Raw genomic sequence first — 20,841 nt, 5'->3', positions numbered from 1 at the left:
TCACACCGTCCTGATGCGCGGGTTGACCAGCAGGTAGAGCAGGTCGACGATGACGTTGACCACCAGGAACGCGATGGCGATGGTCAGTACGGTGCCCTGGACCAGGGCGATGTCGCCTCCGGTGACACCTTCGAGGATGAGTTTGCCCATGCCGGGCAGGTCGAAGATCGCTTCGATGACGACCGCGCCGCTGAGGAGGTAACCGACCTTGACGCCGAGCACGGTGAGCGGGGTGACGAGTGCGTTGCGCAGCACGGACCGGACGACCAGGAAGACCGGCAGGCCGTTTCCCTGGGCGGTGCGGACGTAGTCCCGGTCGAGTTCGGTGACCATCGAGGTGCGGATGAGGCGGGCGAGCGAGGCTGCGACGGGCACCGCGAGCGACACGGCGGGCAGGAACATCGTCCGGAGCCACCCGCCGAACGAGTCGGCGATGTTGGTGTATCCGCCGGTCGGGAAGATCTGGGTGTTCAGGGCGAACTGCTGGATGAGCAGGACGCCGAGCCAGAAGGACGGAATGGCGACCCCGGCCATGGACAGCACCCGGAAGAGCTGGTCGGGCCAGCGGTCGCGGTACATCGCGCCCAGGACGCCGCCGAGGACGGCGAGGACGACGGCGATGACGAGCCCGAGGATGGTGAGCTGGAGGGTGAGCGGGAAGGCGGCGGTGATCCGGTCGACCACGGGCTGGCTCGGCGGCACGGTCGACCCGAGGTCGAAGTGGATCAGTTGGCCGAGGAAGTGGAAGTAGCGTACGGGCAACGGGTCGTTGAGCCCGTTGGCCTCGGCGAAGGCCTCCCGGGCCTCGGGGGAGGCGCTCTCCCCGAGCGCGTTGTAGGCCGGGTCGACCGGCGAGAACTGCAGCACCACGAAGACGAGCAACGCGATACCGAGGATCATCACCGGCATCATCGCGACGCGGCGCAGCGCGAGCCGGAGAAAAGCAACCATCGTCGGGTTCCTTGCGGTTGGGCGGTCATTCGGTCCGGGAGACCGGGCGTCTCGGTGTCCCGGACCGGGTTGTCGGACGCGTGTCCGGGGCTCCCGCCGGATCGGGCCGGGTCGGCCCGATCCGGGCGGGAGTGCCGGGTCGCTGCGGCAGCCTGTGCGGGGACTGCCGTACGGCCCGGCGGGGATCGCCGGTCAGGCGGGGCTCACGTCGAGGAAGGACAGGCCGGTGGTCGGCAGCGGCTTGAAGCCGGTCAGGCCCTTCTCGTTCCAGGCGGTGGGCAACTTGCGGTGGAGGATCGGGTAGAGCGGCACCTCGTCGGCGACGACGTCGGTGATCTGACCCCACAGCTGCTTGCGGGTCGCCTCGTCGCCAGCCTGGGCGGCCTTGTCGAGGAGCTGCTTGACCTTCTTGTACTCGGTGGTCCTGGACCAGCCGTAGCGGTTCTCCGGCCAGAAGCCGTAGTAGAACCAGCGCAGCAGGAGGTCCGCGTCGTTGCCGAAGACCGAGGGGTCGCCGGGTGCGACGAGGACCTCGAAGTCACCGCTGTCGACCTTTGCGTACTGGGCCGCGGACTGGGCGATGCCCAGGGTGGCCTGGATGCCGGCCGCGGCCCAGCTCTCCTTGATCAGCGGGGCGATGTCCTTGACCCAGCCGGTGTCGGTGGTCAGGACGGTGAACTTGAGGTCCTTCACCCCGGCTTCGGCGAGCAGCTTCTTCGCCTTGGCCACGTCGTGCGTGTAGACGGTGGCGGCCTTGTGGTAGTCGGGGTGCGTGGCGGGGACGTAGCCCGTGGCGGCCGACGCGTTGCCGACCATGGCGGTCTTGATGATCTTCTCGGTGTCCAGCGCGTAGTGCAGGGCCTGGCGGACCCGCTTGTCGGCGAACCGCTTGTCGGCGGTGTTGAACATCAGGAAGAGCAGGCCGAAGGACTGCACGGACTCGGTCTTCGCCGAGGCGGAGAGTCCCTTCACGTCGATGTACGGGACGTCCTCGATGGCCTGGACGCGGCCGGACTGCATGGCGCTGACGCGGGCCGACTGGTCCGAGATCAGGCGCCAGACCATCTTCTTGGCCTTGGCGGGGTGGGCGCCGTTGTACTTGTCGAACTTCTCGAAGACGATCTTGTCTTCGCGGGTCGCCGAGATGAACTTGTACGGCCCCGAGCCGACGGGCTTGGCGTCGAATCCCTTGACGTCCGCCTCGACGATCTTCTTCGGCACGATCCGGGCCACGGCGATGCGGGACGGGAAGAGCGCGAAGGGGTACTTGAGCTTGAACTCGACCGTGCCGGCGTCGACGGCCTCGACGGTGTCGATGAAGGGCACGAACTGCGCCATCAGCGAGGCGTTCTTCGGGTCCAGGATGCGTTCGAAGCTGAACACGACGTCGTCGGCGGTGACGGCCGATCCGTCGTGGAAGGTCGCACCCTTGCGCAGCGTGGCGCGGTAGGTGGTGGCGTTGATCTTCTTCGGCATCTCGGTGGCGAGTGCGGGCCGCGCCACGAGTGTTGCCGGATCGAGATCCACCAGACCCTCGAAGATGTGCATATTGGCGGCGTACGGGGTCGCACCCGAGGTGATCATCGGGTCGAAGCCGGTCGACAGCGGGTAGGACAGACCGGCCTCGATGAGGTCGCTGCCGCTGCCCTTGCCCGTCGAGCCGTTGGCGGTCGAGGAGGGACCGCCGCATGCGGAAAGGCCCGCCGTGATGGCGGCCGCGGCACCGACGGCACTCGTGTAACGCAGGAAGGTGCGGCGCTCGACACCGGCTGCTCTCAGCTCGGGCACGGGTCCTCCAGGGACTTGGGGTGGGGCGTCGTGGGTAAAACCGGGGGTCTGGCGCGGGTTTCACGGCGGGCCGCGAAACCTGAAGCATCAGACGTCAGATGTCTGATGCCTTGATAGCGTGGGAACGTAGCTTGACAATCGAGAGGGGTCAAGAGGTGGGGAGTTCACATATGTCCGGAACGAGGCCCGGCCGGCAGCTGCTCCGGCAGGAAGTCGTCGACGGCATCAAGCGGTACATCCTCGAGGAGAGGCTCCGTCCGGGGGACCCGCTGCCCACCGAGCCCGCCCTGTGCGAGGCGCTGGGCGCCAGCCGTTCCAGCGTCCGCGAGGCCGTCAAGATCCTCAACGCGCTGGACATCGTCGAGGTCCGTCACGGGCACGGCACGTACGTCGGCCGGCTGAGCCTGTCCGCGCTGGTGGAGAGTCTCACCTTCCGCGGGCTGCTCTCGCCCGACGACGACTTCCAGGTGATGTCCGACCTGGTCGACGTGCGCGAGCTCTTCGAGCGCGGGCGGGCCGACCGGATCGTCTCACTCCTCACCCCGGAGCAGCTGGACGCCCTGGACGGCCTGGTGGCCACCATGCGCGCGACCGGGGCCCAGGACGGGCACGGCTTCGTGGATGCCGACCGCGCCTTCCACGCCCTGCTCGTGACACCGCTGGGCAACGACCTCATCGGCCAGCTCTCGATGGCGTTCTGGGATGTGTACGCGATCGTCGCGCCGCACCTGGACGGATTCACGCACGCCGACGAGAGGGCCACGATCGCGGCTCACCAGAGCATCGTGGACGCCGCCCGGGCGGGCGACATCACCGGGTTCATCAAGGCGCTCGGCGAGCACTACGCCCCCGTACGACGCCGGATCTCCGAGGCTCGCGCCCGGCGCTGAGCCGCCCACCCGAGTCACCTGGAGCCGGCGGAACCGGCCGGACGGACCCTTGACGGCCCACGTGGTGGGTGCCTAGGGTCCGTGTGCCGATAGGACATCTGACGTCATCCGTCTGATGGCGTGTGCGCCACTTCGCACATGGCACCACCCGCCGCACCCCAGGAGGGCACCTCCATGCCGTTCACGGACCTCTCACTCGCGGACTGCCGCGACTACCGGCCGTCGCTTCCCGTTCCGGCGGACTTCGACGCCTTCTGGTCGCGGACCCTGGACGAGGCCCGTTCCTGCGCGGCGGACAAGCCCGTGTTCGCACCGGTGGAGACCGGGCTCACCCAGGTCCGTACGTACGACGTGACGGTTCCCGGCTTCGCCGGACAACCGGTGCGCGGCTGGCTGCGGATGCCGGCCGGGGCGAGCGAACCGCTGGGCTGCGTCGTGGAGTTCCTCGGCTACGGACGCGGCCGGGGGCTGGCGCACGAGAACCTGCTCTGGGCCTCGGCCGGTCATGCGCACCTGCTCATGGACACCCGCGGTCAGGGCTGGTCGGCTGCCGGCGGCGACACCGCCGATCCGGACGGCGGCACGGCCGGAGCCGTACCCGGTTTCCTCACCCGGGGCATCGAGAGCCCCGAAACGTACTACTACCGGCGGCTGTTCACCGACGCGGTGCGCTGCGTCGACGCGGTGCGCGGCCTGCCCGGGATCGATCCGGACCGGATCGTGGTGACCGGCGTCAGCCAGGGCGGCGGGATCGCGCTGGCCGTCTCCGGGCTCGTGCCCGGCCTGGCGGGGGTGCTGCCGGATGTGCCGTTCCTCTGCAACTTCCGTCGCGGGGCGGAGATTTCGGGCCGCCCCCCGTTCACCGAGATCGCCGAGTACCTGAAGCTCCACCGCGACCGCGGCGAGACCGTCTTCTCCACCCTGTCGTACTTCGACGCCGCACTGCTCGCCACCCGGGCCACGGCTCCCGCGCTGTTCTCCATCGCGATGATGGACGACATCTGCCCGCCCTCCACCTGCTTCACGGCCTACAACGGCTACGCCGGACCCAAGGACGTGCGGATCTACGCGTTCAACGGGCACGAGGGCGGCGCGGAGTACCAGCAGCGGGAGCAACTGGCCTGGGTGGCCTCCCTGTTCGCAGGCCTGCCGACCGAGCAGGCCGGCCACTCCTGACCGGAGGCACCTTCCGTGCGCAGACGATCCATGCTCCTTGCCGCAGGCGCGGCAGCCCTGAGCACCCAGCTCGGCGGCCGCGCCTTCGCCGCCGCTCCGGGCAGCGGCCCGGTCCTGGACCACGACACCCCGGTGGACCTGGACGGCAGCGAATACGTCGACCTGTCGAACCAGGCCGGCGCACTCGCCCCGCTCACCACGGGAACCATCGTCGTCACCTTCCGCACCACCACTCACCACCAGGCGATGACGCTGATCAGCGCCTCGGATCCCACCGCCCCCTCCTCCAACATCACGCTGAACCCGAGCGGCGGCGCCCTTCAGTTCTCCGTACGCGACAAGGGCGTGGTCCTCATTAATGTCATGACCCGGACACGGTACGACGACGGGCTGCGCCACACCGTCGCCGTCACCGTCGACGCGTCCGGCACCAGGCTGCACGCCGGCGGCCGCACCGTCTTCCAGACGGTGCGGCACGCCTTCGTCAAGAACGTCACCAAGCCGGCCGCCCTCGCACTGGGGCGCAACACCGACAGCGATCACCCCGGCGGCGAGTGGTTCTTCACCGGCACCATCGAGCGGGCCGCGGTCTGGGACCGGGTGCTGAGCGAGACCGAGCTGGTCGCGCAGAGCCCCCGCCCCGATCTCGCGGACCTGGGCCGGATCTCCACGATCCTCAACAGCGACACTCCGGCCACCTGGGTCGTCACCGGCGACAGCATCACCCACGGTGCGCTGCACACCCACGGCTGGCGCAGCTACCCGGAACACTGGATGGAACGGGTGCGCTGGGAGCTGGGCAAGCCCAAGAACCGCGACTTCGTGATCGATTCCGGGGTGAGCGGCGCGACCAGCGCCGAACTCGTCGCACGGTTCGGCGAGCGGGTCACCGCCTTCTCGCCGCACGTCGTGTCGATCATGATCGGTACGAACGACATCGCGACGTCGGGACTCGGCCTCGACGCCTACCGGGCCAACCTCGTCTCGCTCGTGGGGTCGGTGCGTGCGCTGCCCGGCTCCCCGGTTCCGGTCCTGCAGTCACCCAACCCGGTGGATCCGGCGACGTGGCCGGGCCGGGCGAACCTCTCGCAGTACGCCCAGGTCATGGGCGAGGTCGCGGCGCAGCAGCAGGCCGTCTTCGTCGACCACTACAACGACTGGAGAGACGGCGACGGCGGCCAGGTCCCCCTGTCCCTCCTCAGCGACGGACTCCACCCCAACGAGCGCGGACACCACCGCGTCGCGCTCAGGATGATCAAGGAACTGCGGATCTTCGAGGCAAGCAGCGCGGTCTGTTCCCTGAACATCCCGTAGCCAGGCCCACCTCCCCCTGTCTCCCACCCTTCGCGAAGCCCCACCCCTTCCGAGAAGAGAGATCGTCCATGAACAGAACTGTCCCGGTCGCCCTGCTCGGCGCCACCCTGCTGGTGGTCGCCACCACCGGCACCGCGCAGGCCGCGGCACCCGCCCCCGGCACGCTCACCACCCAGGACCTGACCGTCGACGGCGTCGGCTCCCCCCACTACCGCATCCCCGCCCTCACCACCTCGGTCAAGGGCACGCTGCTGGCCGCCTACGACGCCCGCCCCACCCTGGGCGACCTGCCGTCCAACATCAGCGTCGTGCTGCGGCGCAGCACCGACGGCGGCACGACCTGGCAGGCGCAGCAGGTGGTCCGCAAGGACGCCGCCCCCAAGGGGTACGGGGACCCGAGCCTGCTCGTCGACCGGACCACCGGCCGCCTCTTCATGTTCTACGCGGCCGGGGTGAACCAGGGCTTCTTCGGCTCGGCCACCGGCAACGACGAGACCGATCCGAACGTCCTCCAGGCGGACTACAGCTACTCGGACGACGACGGGCTCACCTGGACCCATCGCCGTATCACCAAGCAGATCAAGGACCCCGCCTGGGCCGGGATGTTCGCCTCGTCCGGCGAGGGCATCCAGCTGCGCAACGGGCCGCACAAGGGCCGGCTGATCCAGCAGTACGCGGTCCGTATCAACGGCGCCAACTACGCGGCGAGCGCGTACAGCGACGACCACGGCGAGACCTGGAAGATGGGCACTCCGGTCGGCCCCGGCGGTGACGAGAACAAGACCGTCGAGCTGAACGACGGCACCATCATGCTCAACAACCGCTCGGCGCCCTACCGGACGATCGCGTACTCCACGGACGGTGGGGTCACCTACACCCCGTTCGTCCAGGACACCGAGCTGCCCGACCCGGCGAACAACGCCTCGGTCATCCGCTACGCCCCCGACGCCGCCGCTTCGGACCCGCAGTCCTCCTGGCTGCTGTTCAGCAACACCGAGGCCACGTCACGGAAGAACCTCACGGTCAAGATGTCCTGTGACAACGGGAAGACGTGGCCGATCAAGAAGGTCGTCGACGCGGGCGCCGCGGCCTACTCGACGCTGACCCGTCTCCCGGGCGGCCGGGTCGGGCTGCTGTACGAGCGCGGCAACGCCGAGCACATCACGTACGACTCGTTCGACCTGAAGTGGCTCGGCGGCACCTGCGCCGACATCACCATCACCCCGCCGGCCACGCTGAAAGCCGGTACGGCCGCGGACATCACCGTCCGGGTCGTCAACCGGATGGACGTCACCCGCAGCGCGGGCACGCTCGACCTGACCGTGCCCGCCGGATGGACGACCAAGCAGGTGGCGTTCCCGGCGACACGTCCGGGAGAGGGCGCCAACATCAAGGTCCCGGTCACCGTGCCCGCGGGGGCTTCGGGCAACGCCGCGCTCACCGTCACGTACAAGGCGGACGGCAAGCAGGCCTCGGGCAGCGCGACGGTGACCGTCACGCCATAGCGCGGAAGAAGGCCCTGCGTCCAGCCGTCACGGGACGGTTGGACGCAGGCTGCCGCCGGCCTCTTCAATGGGCTCCGTCCACAGCGGTCGGAGCAACCGGGGAAGGTGGTGGCGGACATGGCGGTGACGGGTTTACGCATCGGGGTCGTCGGCGGGAGTGTCGCCGGCTGCGCCATGGCGATCGCCGGAGCCAGGGCCGGGGCCGAGGTCACGGTGTACGAGCGCAGCGACGGGGCGCTGGAGGACCGGGGGTTCGGCATCGTGATCCCGCCGCCGCTCCACGCGGAGCTGGTCGCGGCCGGCTATCTGGACTCCGGCATGCCGACGGCCCCGGTGCCCTCGCGGGTCTGGCTGGCCCGGGAGCCGGGCGGCCGCTCCACGCGTGAACTGGCCCGTCAGGAAAGTGCGGTGACGCCGTGTCACTGGGGGCTGCTGTGGCGCACGCTGCGCGCGAACGCCGACGGAGTGACATACCACCGGGGGCGTCCCGTCACCCAGGTGCTGCGTCATCCGTCGGGCGGCGCGGTGATCCGTACGGCGGGCTCGGAGAAACGCTACGACGTCGTCGTCGGGGCGGACGGGCCGCGGTCCGTCACCCGGGCGGCGTTCGCCCCGGGGGTGCGGCCTGTTCCGGCGGGGTACGTGGTGTGGCGGGGCACCCTCCCGCTCGACGTGCTCACCGGGCACCCGCACCAGTGGGAGCTGGTGCGAACCGCCTGGATCACGCTGGGATTCCGGGGCGGACACGGTGTGTTCTACCTGATCCCGGGCGCCGCCGAGGGGCCGGGGCTGCTCGCCTACGCCATCTACGGCCCCCCTCCCCCGCCGTCGTGGACCGCCGCGCGCGAGGAATACGTGCGGCACGTCGCCGAGGAGCACTTCCCGGCGGGCTGGGCCGAGATCGTCGCCCGGGGTGCGCACACCTCCCTGGCATGCCACGACGTCGCCGACTTCCATGTGCCCCGGGTCGCCGAGCCGCCGTTCCTGCTGGCGGGCGACGCTGCGAGCATCACCAGGCCGCACACCGCGAGCGGCGCGACCAAGGCGCTGCAGGACGCGCTCTGCCTGGAGCGGGTCCTGCAGGCCTCACCGTCGGCCGCCGACGCGCTGCGCCGGTACGCCGACGAGCGGTCGGGCGAGGGCGCCCGTCTGGTCGCCCTGGGCCGCAGGCTGGGGCACGCCATGGTCGAACGGACCCCGGACTGGGCGGCGATGGGCCCCGCGGAGGTGGCGGACTGGAGCCGGGCGACGCTGGACGGCGCCGGGAGCTATCTGTACGGAGGCGTCCAGCGCGAGTGACGGTCTCGGCGACCGATCCGGCGCGTCTCCCGGCGGATCAGTCGCCGAAGTAGGCCCGGGCGACGGCGTAGCTGTCCTCGTAGAGGTGGTAACGGGTGATCCGTCCGTCCCGGACCGTGGCGTGCAGGGCGAACGCGGTGTCGATGTCCCGGGCGGTCTTCCTGACCTCGGAGACCATGCGCCCGAAGAGCACGACGTCGTCGCCCTCGGCGACGATCTGGCGGAGGTCGAACTCCTTGGCTCGCACATGGGTCCGCAGCAGTTCGAAGAACGTCCGCATGCCCTCCCTCGAGTCGGCCTCCGGCACCCACGGAATGCCCGGCGGATGCGGGACCGAGAACGACACCGAGTCGGCGAACAGTGCCGCCGCCTCCGCGCTCTTCCCCTCGGCGAGCAGCGGGAACAAGCGCTGCACGGTCTGCGCCGGTGACTCTGCTGTCATGCGTGTGGCCTTTCGGGTCGGACGTGCGGTGCGGGCCCGTCCGATCCTGATCCATGAAGGCTCTGCGGGCCGTGCCGACATGCGCGGCGGCCACGGGCCGGCCAGGGCGGCGACGACGTGATGCCTGGCCGGCTGCGCGGAGCTACCGGACCAGGGACGGCTCCAGCCGGGTGCGGATGCCGTCGAAGTGGGTGCGCATCGCCCTCACGGCGCGCACGCCGTCGGCCGCCGCGACCGCCTCGACGATCTCGTGGTGCTGGGCGCAGGTGACCGACGGGTCCTGGTGGCCGTCGTCGAGGTCCTCCCGCACCCGGTCCATGGCCGCCCAGAACGCGTCGAGCACCTCGCTGAGCAGGTGGTTGTCCAGCGAGGCGTAGAGCGCGAGGTGGAAGGCGCGGTCGGTGGAGCGTGCGACCTTGCCGCCCGATCCGGCCTCCTCCTCCATCTTCGCGACCAGGGCGCGCAGCACCTTGAGGTCCTCGTCGGGGACTCCGGCCGCCACGGTCCCGACGAGTCCCGCCTCCAGTGCCTCGCGCACCTTCATCAGTTCGGCGAGCCCCGGCTCGCCCTGGCGGTGACGGACGGCAGCGCGGAAGGCGAGGCCCTCGGCGAACGGTGACAGGGAGAGCGAGCCCACGAAGGTGCCGTAACCGCGGCGGATCTCCACGACGTTGACCGCCTGGAGCGATTTGAGGGCCTCGCGCACGGACACCCGGCCGGCTCCGAAGAGCTCCATCAGCTCGGCCTCGGTGGGCAGCGCGTCGCCCGGCGCGAGCCGTCGCTCCAGAATCAGTTCCTTGATCCAGCGCTCGATCTCCTGCGCCATGGTGGGCCGCGCCACAACGTCCTCCTGAAGTGCCGTTGCCCCTTGACCGTTCGCAGGAGCATCTGTTTAAGGTGAAGCCAGACATAGGACATCTTACGTCCCACATCCCGATCCGGGTAGCCGCTCAGGCACGGATCGGTGTCCCGATCAGCTGGAGCCTTCACCATGTCTCTGACCGCACCCTTGCACGGCGTCGTCCCGCCGGTCTGCACCCCGCTCGACTCCCGCGGGGAGGTCGACACCACGTCCCTCGTCCGGCTCGTCGAGCACCTAGTCGCCGGGGGTGTGCACGGACTCTTCGCGCTCGGGTCCACCAGCGAGGTCGCCTACCTCACCGACGAACAGCGCGCCACGGTCCTGGAGACCGTCGTCAACACGACCGACGGCCGCGTCCCGGTCCTCGCCGGCGTCATCGACACCACCACGGCCCGGGTCGTCGAGCACGCCAGGGCGGCCGCCGCCCTGGGTGCCGACGCCCTGGTCGCGACCGCGCCGTTCTACACCCGCACCCACGCCAGGGAGATCGCCGGGCACTTCCGCCGGCTGCGCGCCGAGGTGGACCTGCCGCTGTTCGCGTACGACATCCCGGTCGCCGTGCACAGCAAGCTGTCCTCCGCTCTGGTCCGCGAGCTCGCCGAGGACGGCACCCTGGCCGGGCTCAAGGACAGTAGCGGCGACGAGGGCGGGCTGCGCCGGCTCATCGTCGAGCTCGGTGGCCGCGAGGGCCGTGCCAACGGCCCGGTCCCGGGCTTCAGCATCCTCACCGGCTCCGAGCTGACCGTCGACGCGGCCCTGCTCGCCGGCGCCGATGGCGTCGTCCCCGGCATCGGCAACGTGGACCCCGCCGGCTACGTACGGCTCTACGAGGCCGCGCGGGCCGGTGACTGGACGCTGGCCGCCAAGGAGCAGGAGCGGCTGATCGAGCTGTTCGCCATGGTCGACGTCGGCCCCGAGGCGGACATGGGCCGCAGCTCCTCGGCGCTCGGCTCGTTCAAGTCGGCGCTCCGGCTGCTCGGCATCATCGAGTGCGGCGACACCGCGTTCCCGCAGATCCAGCTGTCCGCCGAGTCCGTCGCGCTCGTCTCCGGACGGCTGCGCGACGCCGGTCTGCCGCCGGTCCGATGACCACCTCGGCACAGCCGGCACCCGCCGGGCCGCCCGTCGTCGGCCTCGACCTCGGCGGTACGAAGATCGCCGCCGCGCTCCTCGGGGCCGACGGCACGGTCCTGGCCCGGCACAGCCGTCCCACCCCGGCCCGGGAGGGCGCGGCGGCGGTGCTCGACGCGCTCGCCGCGGCCGCCGCGGAGGTCGACCCCGGCCACAGCGCCGCGGTGCTCGGCATCGCGGCGGCCGGGGTCATCGACCCCCGTACCGGCATGGTCACCAGCGCCACCGACTCGCTGCGCGGCTGGGCCGGCACCCCGCTGGGCGTCGGCCTCGCCAACCGCACCGGCTACGCGGTGGCCTGCGACAACGACGTGCGCGCGACCGCCGGGCCGGAGCTCGCCGCGCTGAACGCAGAGGCCGGGGGCCACGGCTCGCTGCTCTTCGCCGCCATCGGCACCGGAGTCGGCGGCGCCGTCGCCGTCGACGGGCGGATGCTGCACGGCGCTTCCGGCATCGCCGGGCACCTCGGCCACCTGCCCAGTCCCGAGGCGGCCGGTCTGCTCTGCACCTGCGGCGCCACCGGCCACCTGGAGGTCATCGCCTCCGGGCCCGGGATCGCCGCCCACTACGCACGGCTGACCGGCGCCCCCGTGGACCGGCTGGAGACCGTCGCCGCGCGGGCCGCCGCGGGCGACGCCCACGCCGTCACGGCCATCACCACCGGTGCGGCCGCCGCCGGCCACGTCCTCGGCGGGCTCGCCAACGCTCTCGGACCCGACCGGGTCGTCGTCGGCGGCGGGGTCCCGCGCATCGGCGCGCTGTACGGGGACGTCCTACGGGCGGCCTTCACCGCGGAGCTGATGGCTCCGCTGCGCGGGCTCGTCCCCCGGGCCCCGCTCCTCGGCCACGACGCGGCCGTGCTCGGCGCGGCCGCCCTCACCACCACCCTTCCCCTCCACCACCCGGGAGCTCTCCGATGACCGCGCAGGAACTGGCCGCCACCCTCCGGGGCAAGCTGATCGTGTCCTGTCAGGCACCCCCCGGCGACCCCATGCGGGAGACGTCCACCCTGGTGCGGCTCGCGCTGTCGGCCGTCGCCGGAGGTGGCGCCGCGATCCGGGCCAACGACCCGGAGGTCGTCGCCGCGATCACCGCCGTCGTCGACCTGCCGGTCATCGGCCTGTGGAAGGACGGCCACACCGGGGTGTTCATCACCCCGACCGTCCGGCACGCCCTCGCGGTGGCCGGGGCGGGCGCGGCCGTCGTCGCCGCGGACGCCACCGACCGGCCGCGCCCCGACGGATCGACGTTCGCCGAGCTCGTCGAGGCCGTACACACGGCGGGCGCCCTCGTCATGGCAGACGTCTCCACCCTCGCCGAGGGGGTCGCGGCGGCGGGGCTGGGGGCGGACTTCGTCTCCACGACCCTGTCCGGCTACGTTCCCGGCACGCCGAAGCAGACCGGCCCCGATCTCGATCTGGTCTCGGCACTCTCTGCCGCGATCGATGTCCCGGTGGTCGCCGAAGGCCGCATCAACACCCCCGCGGAGGCGGCCGAGGCCCTGACACGCGGCGCCCACAGCGTCGTCGTCGGCACCGCCATCACCGCCCCCACCGCCCTGACCGCCCGCTTCGTCGAGGGCATCACCCGGCCCTGACCTGCCCCCCACCACGCGGGACGGCTGTTCAAAGGCGAGCACCGTCCCGCATCCTGGAGTCACCGTGCAGATCTCACCACCCCCCACGCTCCCCTGGTACCGCCAGGTCAGCCGCACCCAGTGGAAGTCGTTCTTCGCCGCCTGGATCGGCTATGTCCTCGACGGCTTCGACTTCGTGCTGATCACCCTCGTGCTGACCGAGATCAGTGACGAGTTCGGCCTGAGCACGGTGCAGGCGGCCAGCCTGATCTCCGGCGCGTTCATCACCCGCTGGCTGGGCGGGGCCGTACTCGGCGCCATCGGCGACCGCTACGGCCGCAAGCTGTCGATGGTGCTCAGCATCCTGCTGTACTCGGTGGGCACCTTCGCCTGCGGGTTCGCATGGAACTACACCAGTCTGTTCGCCGCCCGGCTGGCCATCGGCATGGGCATGGCCGGTGAGTACAGCGCCAGCTCCACCTACGTCATGGAGAGCTGGCCCGCCGCGCTGCGCAACCGGGCCAGCGGCTTCCTGATCTCGGGCTTCTCGGTCGGCTCGGTGCTCGCCGCCCAGGTCTACGACTGGGTGGTGCCCTCGCTCGGCTGGCGCTGGATGTTCTACCTGGGCCTGATCCCGATCGCCATCGCGCTGTGGATGCGGCGCGCGCTGCCCGAAGCCGAGGAGTGGACGGAGTCCGTGGCGGAGGAGGAGGCCAAGCCCAACCCCTTCCGGCCACTGTTCCTCACCCCTGCCCGCGCCACCGTCAACACGGTCCTCGTCGTCGTCGCCACGGTCTCCCTGTTCCTCGTCTTCACGCCGGGCGGAGCCGGCATGGTGCCGGTGCTCTCGGTGATCGCAGGTCTCACGCTCGCAGCGTTCGCCGTCCAGCTGGGCGGGAAGCGCGGCTGGGTGCTGTACCTGTCGATGATCGTGACGCTGTTCTTCGCGTTCCTCTACTCCTGGCCGATCCAGGCCCTGCTGCCCACGTATCTGAAGACGGAGCTGGGCTACACCACGGACCAGGTCACCGACGTGCTGTACTTCGCCGGCTTCGGCACCATGGTGGGCTGCTGGGTCGCGGGCTTCCTCGGCGACCGGATCGGCACGAAGAAGGCGTACGCGCTGACGCTGCTGGCCTCGCTCGCCTTCGTCTATCCGGTCTTCGCGGTGCAGAACAACCTGATGCTGCTCGGCATCCTGCTGTTCCTGCTCCAGGCGACGAGCTTCGGCATCTCCGGTCTGCTCCCCCGCTACATCGGCGGTCATTTCCCGACCGCGAGCCGGGGTGCGGCGCTCGGCTTCACGTACAACGTGGGCGCCCTCGGCGGGGCCGTCGCCCCGGTGCTCGGGGCCCATCTCGCCTCCGGGATGGACCTGGGCCGGGCCCTGGCCGTGCTGACGTTCGCGGGCACGGTGATCGTGGTGCTGCTGGTCGGCTTCGACGTACCGGCGCGGCTGAACCGGCTGACGGACCCGGACGCCGGGCGGGACCACCTGGCGGCGGGTCCGACGCAGGCGCCCGACGAGCACGCGCCCGTGTACCGCTAGGTAATTCGGTGGACTGCGGCACCGGGACGGCCTAGCTTCCCGGCGTGGACCTTCCCCGTGCATTCACCATTCGCGAGAGCGGCCATCGCGTACACAATCCGTTCACCGAGGAGAACCTGGCCACCCTGGGCCGGGCCCTGCGCCTGGCTCCGGGTACCCGGATGCTCGACCTCGCCTGCGGCAGCGGCGAGCTGCTCTGCACCTGGGCACGCGATCACGGTGTGACCGGGACCGGGGTCGACATCAGCACCGTCTTCCTGGCCGCCGCCGGTGAGCGGGCGGCGGAGCTGGGGGTGGCGGACCGGGTCGGCTTCGTGCACGGCGACGCGTCCGGCCATGTCGCACCGGAACCCGTCGACCTGGCCGCGTGCGTCGGCGCCAGCTGGATCGGCGGCGGCGTGGCCGGCACGGTCGGGCTGCTGGAGCGCTCGGTGCGGCCGGGCGGTCTGCTGCTGATCGGTGAGCCGTACTGGCGCCGGGAGCCGCCGGACCTGAAGACCGTCGAGGCGTGTCACGCCACGGGGCGGGACGACTTCTTCGCCCTGCCGGAACTGCTCGGACACTTCGCTGAGCTGGGCTGGGACGTGGTGGAGATGGTGCTCGCCGACCAGCAGGGCTGGGACCGGTACGTCGCGGCTCAGTGGCTCAGCATCCGGCGCTGGCTCGACGCGAACCCCGACGACGAGCTGGCCGGCGAGATGCGCGCGGAACTGGACACGGGGCCGGTGCGGCACGCCCGGTACCAGCGCGAGTACCTGGGATGGGGCGTGTTCGCCCTGATGAAGCGCTGATCGTCGGGAGCAGCCCGGGTGGGGGCCGCGGAGGTGTCGCGGCGCGGGGCGAGGAGCTCGAGCGGTTCCGCATCCGGCACGACGGCTGTTTCACCGAGGACTTCGAGCCCGGGACGCGGTCCACCGTGCCGGCAGGTCTCAGACCGCGACGCGCTCGAAGACCGCGGCAAGGCCCTGGCCGCCGCCGATGCACATGGTCTCCAGTCCGTAGCGGGCCTCGCGGCGGTGCAGTTCCCTGGTGAGGGTGGCGAGGATGCGGGCGCCGGTGGCGCCGACCGGGTGGCCGAGCGAGACGCCCGAGCCGTTGACGTTGATCCGCTCCTCGTGGTCCTTCTCGCCGAGACCCAGTTCGCGGGTGCAGGCCAGCACCTGCGCGGCGAAGGCCTCGTTGAGCTCGATCAGGTCGAGGTCGGCGAGGGAGAGCCCGGCGCGGGCCAGTGCCGTGCGGGTGGCGGGTACAGGGCCGATGCCCATGGTCGCCGCGGGCACACCCGCGCGGGCGAAGGAGACCAGCCGGACCAGCGGGGTGAGGCCCAGGCGCTCCGCGGTGGCGACGCCGGTCACCAGGCAGGCGGCGGCCGCGTCGTTCTGACCGCTGGCGTTGCCCGCGGTGACCGTGGCCTCCGGGTCGGACCCGCTCAGGATCGGGCGGAGTGCGGCAAGCTGTTCGGCGGTGGTGTCGGGGCGGGGGTGCTCGTCGGCGGTGACGACCGTCTCGCCCTTGCGCGTCTTCACCGTGACGGCCACGGTCTCGGCCGCGTACCACCCCTCGGCCGCCGCCCGGGCCGCGCGCTGCTGCGAGCGCAGGGCCAGGGCGTCCTGGTCGGCGCGGCTGATGCCGTACTCGCGGCGGAGGTTCTCCGCCGTCTCGATCATGCCGCCGGGCACCGGGTGGTTGACGCCGCCGGCGGTGACCCGGCCGCGGGCCAGCGAGTCGTGGAGCTGGAGACCGGGGCCCTTGATGCCCCAGCGGCCGTCGTGCGTGTAGTACGGGGCGGCGCTCATCACGTCGACGCCACCGGCGATCACCACCTCGCTGAACCCGGCCCTGATCTGCATCGCGGCGTCGAGGACGGCCTGGAGGCCGGAGCCGCAGCGGCGGTCGGTCTGGAGGCCGGTGACGGACTGCGGGAGCCCGGCGTCCAGGGCGGCCACGCGGCCCACGGCGGGGGCGTCCGAGGACGGATAGGCGTGCCCGAGGATCACCTCGTCGACCCGGTCCGGGTCGATCCCGGTGCGGGCGACGACCTCGGCGATGACGCGTGCGGCGAGGGAGGCCGGCGTCTGCCCGGCGAACGCCCCGCCGAAGCGGCCGATCGGGGTGCGCAACGGTTCGCAGATCACGACATCGTTCTGGTCGGGCACAGGGGCGCCTTTCCGTGAGTGCGGAAGAAGGAGACAAGGGTCTGCCTTGACCCTCGCACCCGACGACTGAGTCGGTCCAATATCCTGTTCCCCCTGATTCAAGACGTCGAGCGTCTCAATCAGCCGTGCGAGGGGTGGGCAGCGCGTCCTCGGCGACGGCGAGCACCGCGCGCAGGGCGGCCGAGGGGTTGTCGGCCCGCCAGGCGAGCGCCGCCTGCCGCCTGATCGGCGGCCCGGCGAGGGGCCGGTAGACGAGGCCGCTCTGCTGGATGTGCTGGACGGAGGTGACGGTCAGGGTCACCCCGACTCCCGCGGCCACGAGCGCCAGGATCGTGTACGAGTCCGGGGCCTCCTGCACCACCCGGGGGTTGAACCCGGCAGCCTCGCAGGCCCCGACCATCGCGTCGCGCACGGTGGAGCCGGTGTTCGCGGGGAACGAGACGAAGGGCTCCCCGGCCAGCACCTCCAGCGGCACGCTGTCACGTGCGACGAGCGGATGATCGGAGGGCAGTGCGCACACCAGCTCCTCCTCGTCGATGACCCGGAAGGTGACGCCGGGCTGTGTCACCGGCAGGCGGACGAACCCCAGGTCCAGCGAGCCGTCCGCGACCCGGGCGAGGGCGACGTTGGCGTAGGTCTGGCCCGTCATGACGAGTTCGATCCCGGGATGGGCGGCGCGCACCGCCCGGGTCAGCCGGGGCAGCGTCTCGTGGCTGGAGGCTCCCGCGAAGCCGATGCTGACCCGCCCGTACTCGCCGCGGCCCGCCGCTCTCGCGGCCCGTACGGCGGTGTCGAGGTCGTCGAGCACGGTCCGCACCGGCTGGAGGAACGACTCCCCCGCGCTGGTCAGCCGCACCGATCGGGTGTTGCGCTCGAAGAGCTGGACGCCCAGCTCCTTCTCCAGCTGACGGATCTGCTGGCTCAGCGGCGGCTGGGCCATCTGCAGCCGCCTGGCGGCCCGGCCGAAATGCAGCTCCTCCGCCACGGCGACGAACGCGAACAGGTGGCGCAGTTCCACGCCCGCCCCTCCCTCCGCACCCATTGATTAATTCACCGTCTCGATCCGAGCTTAATTCGGTATTGGACAGCGATCAATGGCCGCTGGCACCGTGGGGCGACGCGCGCGCCCGCACACGCAGAGGAGCACCGTGGCCCCGACGGACCGGACAGACAAGTCGATGTCGATGAAGGCGGCGGTCGCCGCCTTCGTCCATGACGGCGCGACCGTCTGCCTCGAAGGCTTCACCCACCTGATCCCGACCGCAGCGGGTCACGAGATCATCCGACAGGGCCGCCGTGACCTCACTGTCGTACGGATGACGGCGGACATCGTCGTGGACCAGATGATCGCCGCGGGCTGTGTGACCCGGCTGGTCTCCTCGTTCGTGGGCAACTCGTCGGCCGGCTCGCTCGGTGAGCTCCGTCGGCGGGTGGAGAGCGCGGACCCGGCACCCCTCGCATTCGAGGAGTACAGCCACTACGGAATGGTCTGTCGCTATCTCGCCGGCGCCCGGCGGCTGCCGTTCCATCCGCTGCGCTCCTACGGAGGCAGCGATCTCCCGACCGTCAACAGCGGTCTGCGCAAGGTCACTTCGCCGTACCCCGGTCCGGACGGCGAACCCGAGCAGATCTACGTCGTACCGCCCGTCAACCCGGACGTGACGATCATCCACGCCCAGCGCGCCGACCGCAGGGGCAACACCCAGATATGGGGGCTGACCGGCGTCCAGGCCGAGGCGGTGTACGCGGCGGACAAGGCGGTCGTCGTCGTGGAGGAGATCGTCGAGGACGAGGTGATCCGTTCGGATCCCAACCGCACGCTCGTCCCCGCGCACGCGGTCGACGCGGTCGTCCACTGCCCACGCGGTGCGCATCCCTCGTTCGCGCAGGGCTACTACGACCGGGACAACGCCTTCTACCGGGCCTGGTCGCACATCAGCAAGGACCAGCAGCGGCTCCGTGCCTGGCTGGACGAGTGGGTGCACGGCACGGCGGACCATGCGGAGTACGTCGACAGGCTCGGCGAGGAGTTCTGGGCGGGGCTCGCGGTCGGCGAGGCGCTCAGCGAGCCGGTGAACTACGGGCGGCGACTGTGAGCACCGCCGACGGTATCGCCGCCACGGAGCAGGGGAAGGAACGGGCCATGACCGGCACCGCACCCCCGTCCGTCACCTCGTCCGAACTGCTCTCCGTCGTCGCCTCCCGCGAACTGGCCGCCCGTCGCACCGTGTTCGCCGGAATCGGCCTGCCGACCCTCGCCACCGAACTGGCCCGTCTGACGGTGGCCCCGGACATCGAGGTGGTGTACGAGTCAGGGGTGTGCGGCGCCCACCCCTCGCACCTGCCCGAGACCATCGCCGACGCGGTCCTCATCACGGGCGCGGAGGCGGTGATCTCGATGTCCATGCTCTTCGGCTGCGTACTGCAGGGCGGCCACATCGACATCGGCTTCCTGGGCGCCGCGCAGATCGACCGCTGGGGCAACCTCAACACCTCCGTGATCGGCGACTGGCACAGCCCGTCCGTCAGGCTGCCGGGCTCGGGCGGCGGCGTCGAGGTGATGGCCAACTCCCGCGAGGTCTTCGTGGTGATGCGCCGTCATCACCCGCGGTCCTTCCCGGCGGCGCTCGACTTCTGCACCACCCCGGGGCCCGACCGCGCGCTCGCCGAAGGCATCCGTCCGCTGGGCGCAGGCGTCACCCGGGTCGTCACCGAACTGGGCATCCTGGCCCGCGAGGGCGTGGGCGAGGAACTGCGCCTGGTCGCCGTCCAGCCCGGGGTCACCGTGGAACAGGTCCGGGCCGCGACCGGCTGGGACCTCCGGGCCGCCGACACGGTCGACGAGGTGCCGCCCCCGACCGGGGCGGAGCTGCGGCTGCTGCGCGAGGATGTCGACCCGGAGCGCGTGTACCTGCGCTGATCCGTCCCGCCCGACCGCCAACCGCCCCATCGAGAGGACCAGGACCACCATGCGTATCAGGATCGTCGGCGCCGGAGCCATGGGCCGCGGCATCGCCCAGTGGGCAGCCACCGCCGGACACACCGTCGAACTGTGCGACGTGCGGCCGGAGGCGGTGACGGAGGCGGCAGGCTTCGTACGGTCCATGCTCGAACGCGCCGTGCACAAGGGCCGGATGTCCGCCTCGGAGGCGGACGCCGCGCTGGACCGGCTGGTTCCGCTGGACGACCCGTGGGCCGGGGGCCCGGACGTCGGGCTGGTCGTCGAGGCCGTACGGGAGGACCTGGCCACCAAGGCGGACGTCTTCAGCAGGCTGGAGCAGGCACTGCCCGCATCGGCCGTCTTCGCCACCAACACCTCGTCGCTGTCGGTGACCCGGATCGCCGCCACCCTGAAGGACCCGACGCGCCTGGCCGGACTGCACTTCTTCAACCCGGTCCCGCTGATGCGGATCGTCGAGGTCGTGCCCGGTGCGGCCACGCGCCCGGAGATCCCGCCGTTGCTGACCGCGCTCGTCGAGAGCTGCGGGCACCGCGCGGTCACGGTCGCGGACACCCCCGGCTTCCTCGTCAACCACGCAGGGCGCGGACTGGTGACGGAGGCGCTCGCGCTGCTGGAGGAGACCGTCGCCGACCCGGCGGGCATCGACCGCATCGCGCGGGACGTGCTGGGCCTGCGGATGGGCCCGTTCGAACTCATGGACCTCACCGGACTCGATGTGACGGCCGCCGTCATCGACTCGATCTGGGACGGCTTCCGCCACGAGGACCGGCTCCGCCCCTCGTATCTGACCCCGAACCGGGTGGCGGCCGGACTGCACGGGCGCAAGACGGGACGCGGCTGGTTCCCGTACGGCTCCGACGCGGCCACGCCCGCACCGGAGGCACCGGTCCCCGGGGACGCGGACCGGCCGGTGCATGTCGTCGCCGCCTCCCCGGCCGGGGAGGCGGACGCCACCGCCCTGCGGGAGGCTCTGACGGCGGCGGGCGTCACGGTCGGGACCGGCCGGGCGCCGACCGCCGGGGCGCTGGTGCTGGTCCCGGTCTGGGGCACCACGGTCGCCTCGGCCGTGGCCGCGCACCAACTGCCCGCGGGGCGCACGTTCGGTGTGGACCCGCTGTCGGGGGGGGGGCGCGCCCGGGGGGGGGGGGGGTGCCCCGCCCCGGGGCCCCCCGCGGGGCGGGGCGCGCGCGCGGGGGGGGGGGGGGGCGGGGGGTAGGTCACCCGGCTGGAATACCGACAC

Annotated in this window: 18 protein-coding genes and 1 pseudogene; 13 read left to right on the top strand and 6 right to left on the bottom strand. The window is 71.5% G+C overall.

What is annotated here, in order from left to right:
* Positions 1–951 carry an ABC transporter permease gene (locus tag ABZ434_RS07900; protein ID WP_359132932.1) on the bottom strand — a complete coding sequence of 317 codons (951 nt, stop codon included), beginning with the start codon at positions 949–951 and terminating at the stop codon, positions 1–3.
* 192 nt (positions 952–1,143) lie between these two features.
* A complete protein-coding gene (locus ABZ434_RS07895; RefSeq protein WP_359132931.1) occupies positions 1,144–2,739 on the bottom strand; it encodes an ABC transporter substrate-binding protein in 1,596 nt (531 codons plus the stop codon).
* 170 nt (positions 2,740–2,909) lie between these two features.
* Between ABZ434_RS07895 and ABZ434_RS07890 the strand changes: the two genes are divergently transcribed.
* From ABZ434_RS07890 to ABZ434_RS07870, 5 genes are all read left to right on the top strand, one after another.
* Entirely contained in the window at positions 2,910–3,629 is a 720-nt protein-coding gene (locus ABZ434_RS07890) for an FCD domain-containing protein (RefSeq protein WP_359132930.1), read from the top strand.
* A 174-nt stretch (positions 3,630–3,803) separates the two neighbouring features.
* Positions 3,804–4,805, top strand: a complete 1,002-nt coding sequence (locus ABZ434_RS07885) for an acetylxylan esterase (protein ID WP_359132929.1) — start codon at positions 3,804–3,806, stop codon at positions 4,803–4,805.
* Between the two features lie 15 nt (positions 4,806–4,820).
* Positions 4,821–6,119 carry a GDSL-type esterase/lipase family protein gene (locus ABZ434_RS07880; RefSeq protein WP_359132928.1) on the top strand — a complete coding sequence of 433 codons (1,299 nt, stop codon included), beginning with the start codon at positions 4,821–4,823 and terminating at the stop codon, positions 6,117–6,119.
* Positions 6,120–6,187: 68 nt separating this feature from the next.
* A complete protein-coding gene (locus tag ABZ434_RS07875; RefSeq protein ID WP_359132927.1) occupies positions 6,188–7,624 on the top strand; it encodes an exo-alpha-sialidase in 1,437 nt (478 codons plus the stop codon).
* A gap of 117 nt (positions 7,625–7,741) precedes the next feature.
* Complete coding sequence (locus tag ABZ434_RS07870; protein WP_359132926.1) at positions 7,742–8,923, top strand: FAD-dependent monooxygenase; 1,182 nt, start codon at positions 7,742–7,744, stop codon at positions 8,921–8,923.
* 37 nt (positions 8,924–8,960) lie between these two features.
* Here ABZ434_RS07870 and ABZ434_RS07865 read toward each other — a convergent pair whose 3' ends face one another.
* Positions 8,961–9,365: a nuclear transport factor 2 family protein gene (locus tag ABZ434_RS07865; RefSeq protein WP_359132924.1), complete on the bottom strand. Its 405-nt coding sequence runs from the start codon at positions 9,363–9,365 to the stop codon at positions 8,961–8,963.
* Positions 9,366–9,507: 142 nt separating this feature from the next.
* Positions 9,508–10,206, bottom strand: a complete 699-nt coding sequence (locus ABZ434_RS07860; protein WP_359132923.1) for a FadR/GntR family transcriptional regulator — start codon at positions 10,204–10,206, stop codon at positions 9,508–9,510.
* A 150-nt stretch (positions 10,207–10,356) separates the two neighbouring features.
* Between ABZ434_RS07860 and ABZ434_RS07855 the strand changes: the two genes are divergently transcribed.
* The 5 genes from ABZ434_RS07855 to ABZ434_RS07835 all read left to right on the top strand — a co-directional run bounded on the left by ABZ434_RS07855 (position 10,357) and on the right by ABZ434_RS07835 (position 15,274).
* A complete protein-coding gene (locus ABZ434_RS07855; RefSeq protein ID WP_359132922.1) occupies positions 10,357–11,316 on the top strand; it encodes a dihydrodipicolinate synthase family protein in 960 nt (319 codons plus the stop codon).
* Positions 11,313–12,278, top strand: coding sequence for an ROK family protein (locus ABZ434_RS07850; RefSeq protein WP_359132921.1), 966 nt, complete (start codon positions 11,313–11,315; stop codon positions 12,276–12,278). The genes ABZ434_RS07855 and ABZ434_RS07850 overlap by 4 nt, the downstream gene beginning before the upstream one ends.
* The gene (locus ABZ434_RS07845) at positions 12,275–12,955 is read left to right on the top strand and encodes an N-acetylmannosamine-6-phosphate 2-epimerase (protein WP_359132920.1); all 681 of its coding nucleotides are present in this window, start codon (positions 12,275–12,277) and stop codon (positions 12,953–12,955) included. The genes ABZ434_RS07850 and ABZ434_RS07845 overlap by 4 nt, the downstream gene beginning before the upstream one ends.
* 64 nt (positions 12,956–13,019) lie before the next feature.
* On the top strand, positions 13,020–14,483 hold the full coding sequence (locus ABZ434_RS07840) for a sialate:H+ symport family MFS transporter (protein ID WP_359132919.1): 1,464 nt from the start codon (positions 13,020–13,022) through the stop codon (positions 14,481–14,483).
* Positions 14,484–14,527: 44 nt separating this feature from the next.
* Positions 14,528–15,274 carry a methyltransferase domain-containing protein gene (locus ABZ434_RS07835; RefSeq protein ID WP_359132918.1) on the top strand — a complete coding sequence of 249 codons (747 nt, stop codon included), beginning with the start codon at positions 14,528–14,530 and terminating at the stop codon, positions 15,272–15,274.
* 138 nt (positions 15,275–15,412) lie between these two features.
* On the opposite strand, the gene ABZ434_RS07830 is transcribed toward ABZ434_RS07835, so the two are convergent.
* Together ABZ434_RS07830 and ABZ434_RS07825 are read right to left on the bottom strand one after the other, a co-directional pair.
* Positions 15,413–16,639: an acetyl-CoA C-acetyltransferase gene (locus ABZ434_RS07830; RefSeq protein ID WP_359132917.1), complete on the bottom strand. Its 1,227-nt coding sequence runs from the start codon at positions 16,637–16,639 to the stop codon at positions 15,413–15,415.
* A 115-nt stretch (positions 16,640–16,754) separates the two neighbouring features.
* Positions 16,755–17,657 (bottom strand): LysR family transcriptional regulator, encoded by a 903-nt coding sequence (locus ABZ434_RS07825; RefSeq protein ID WP_359132916.1) that lies wholly within the window; start codon positions 17,655–17,657, stop codon positions 16,755–16,757.
* A gap of 160 nt (positions 17,658–17,817) precedes the next feature.
* On the opposite strand from ABZ434_RS07825, the gene ABZ434_RS07820 reads away from it, so the two are divergent.
* From ABZ434_RS07820 to ABZ434_RS07810, 3 genes and pseudogenes are all read left to right on the top strand, one after another.
* Positions 17,818–18,735: a CoA-transferase gene (locus ABZ434_RS07820; protein ID WP_359133257.1), complete on the top strand. Its 918-nt coding sequence runs from the start codon at positions 17,818–17,820 to the stop codon at positions 18,733–18,735.
* Between the two features lie 47 nt (positions 18,736–18,782).
* The gene (locus ABZ434_RS07815; protein ID WP_359132915.1) at positions 18,783–19,559 is read left to right on the top strand and encodes a CoA-transferase; all 777 of its coding nucleotides are present in this window, start codon (positions 18,783–18,785) and stop codon (positions 19,557–19,559) included.
* A gap of 49 nt (positions 19,560–19,608) precedes the next feature.
* A pseudogene (locus ABZ434_RS07810) lies at positions 19,609–20,718 on the top strand (3-hydroxyacyl-CoA dehydrogenase NAD-binding domain-containing protein); the annotation flags it as partial.
* Positions 20,719–20,841 lie beyond the last annotated feature (123 nt).

The organism is Streptomyces sp. NPDC005761 (genome assembly GCF_040630635.1).
In the GTDB taxonomy this organism is placed as follows: Bacteria; Actinomycetota; Actinomycetes; order Streptomycetales; family Streptomycetaceae; genus Streptomyces.
The sequence above is the reverse complement of the archived record's forward strand: the minus strand, read 5'-3'. Positions and strand labels throughout refer to the sequence as shown.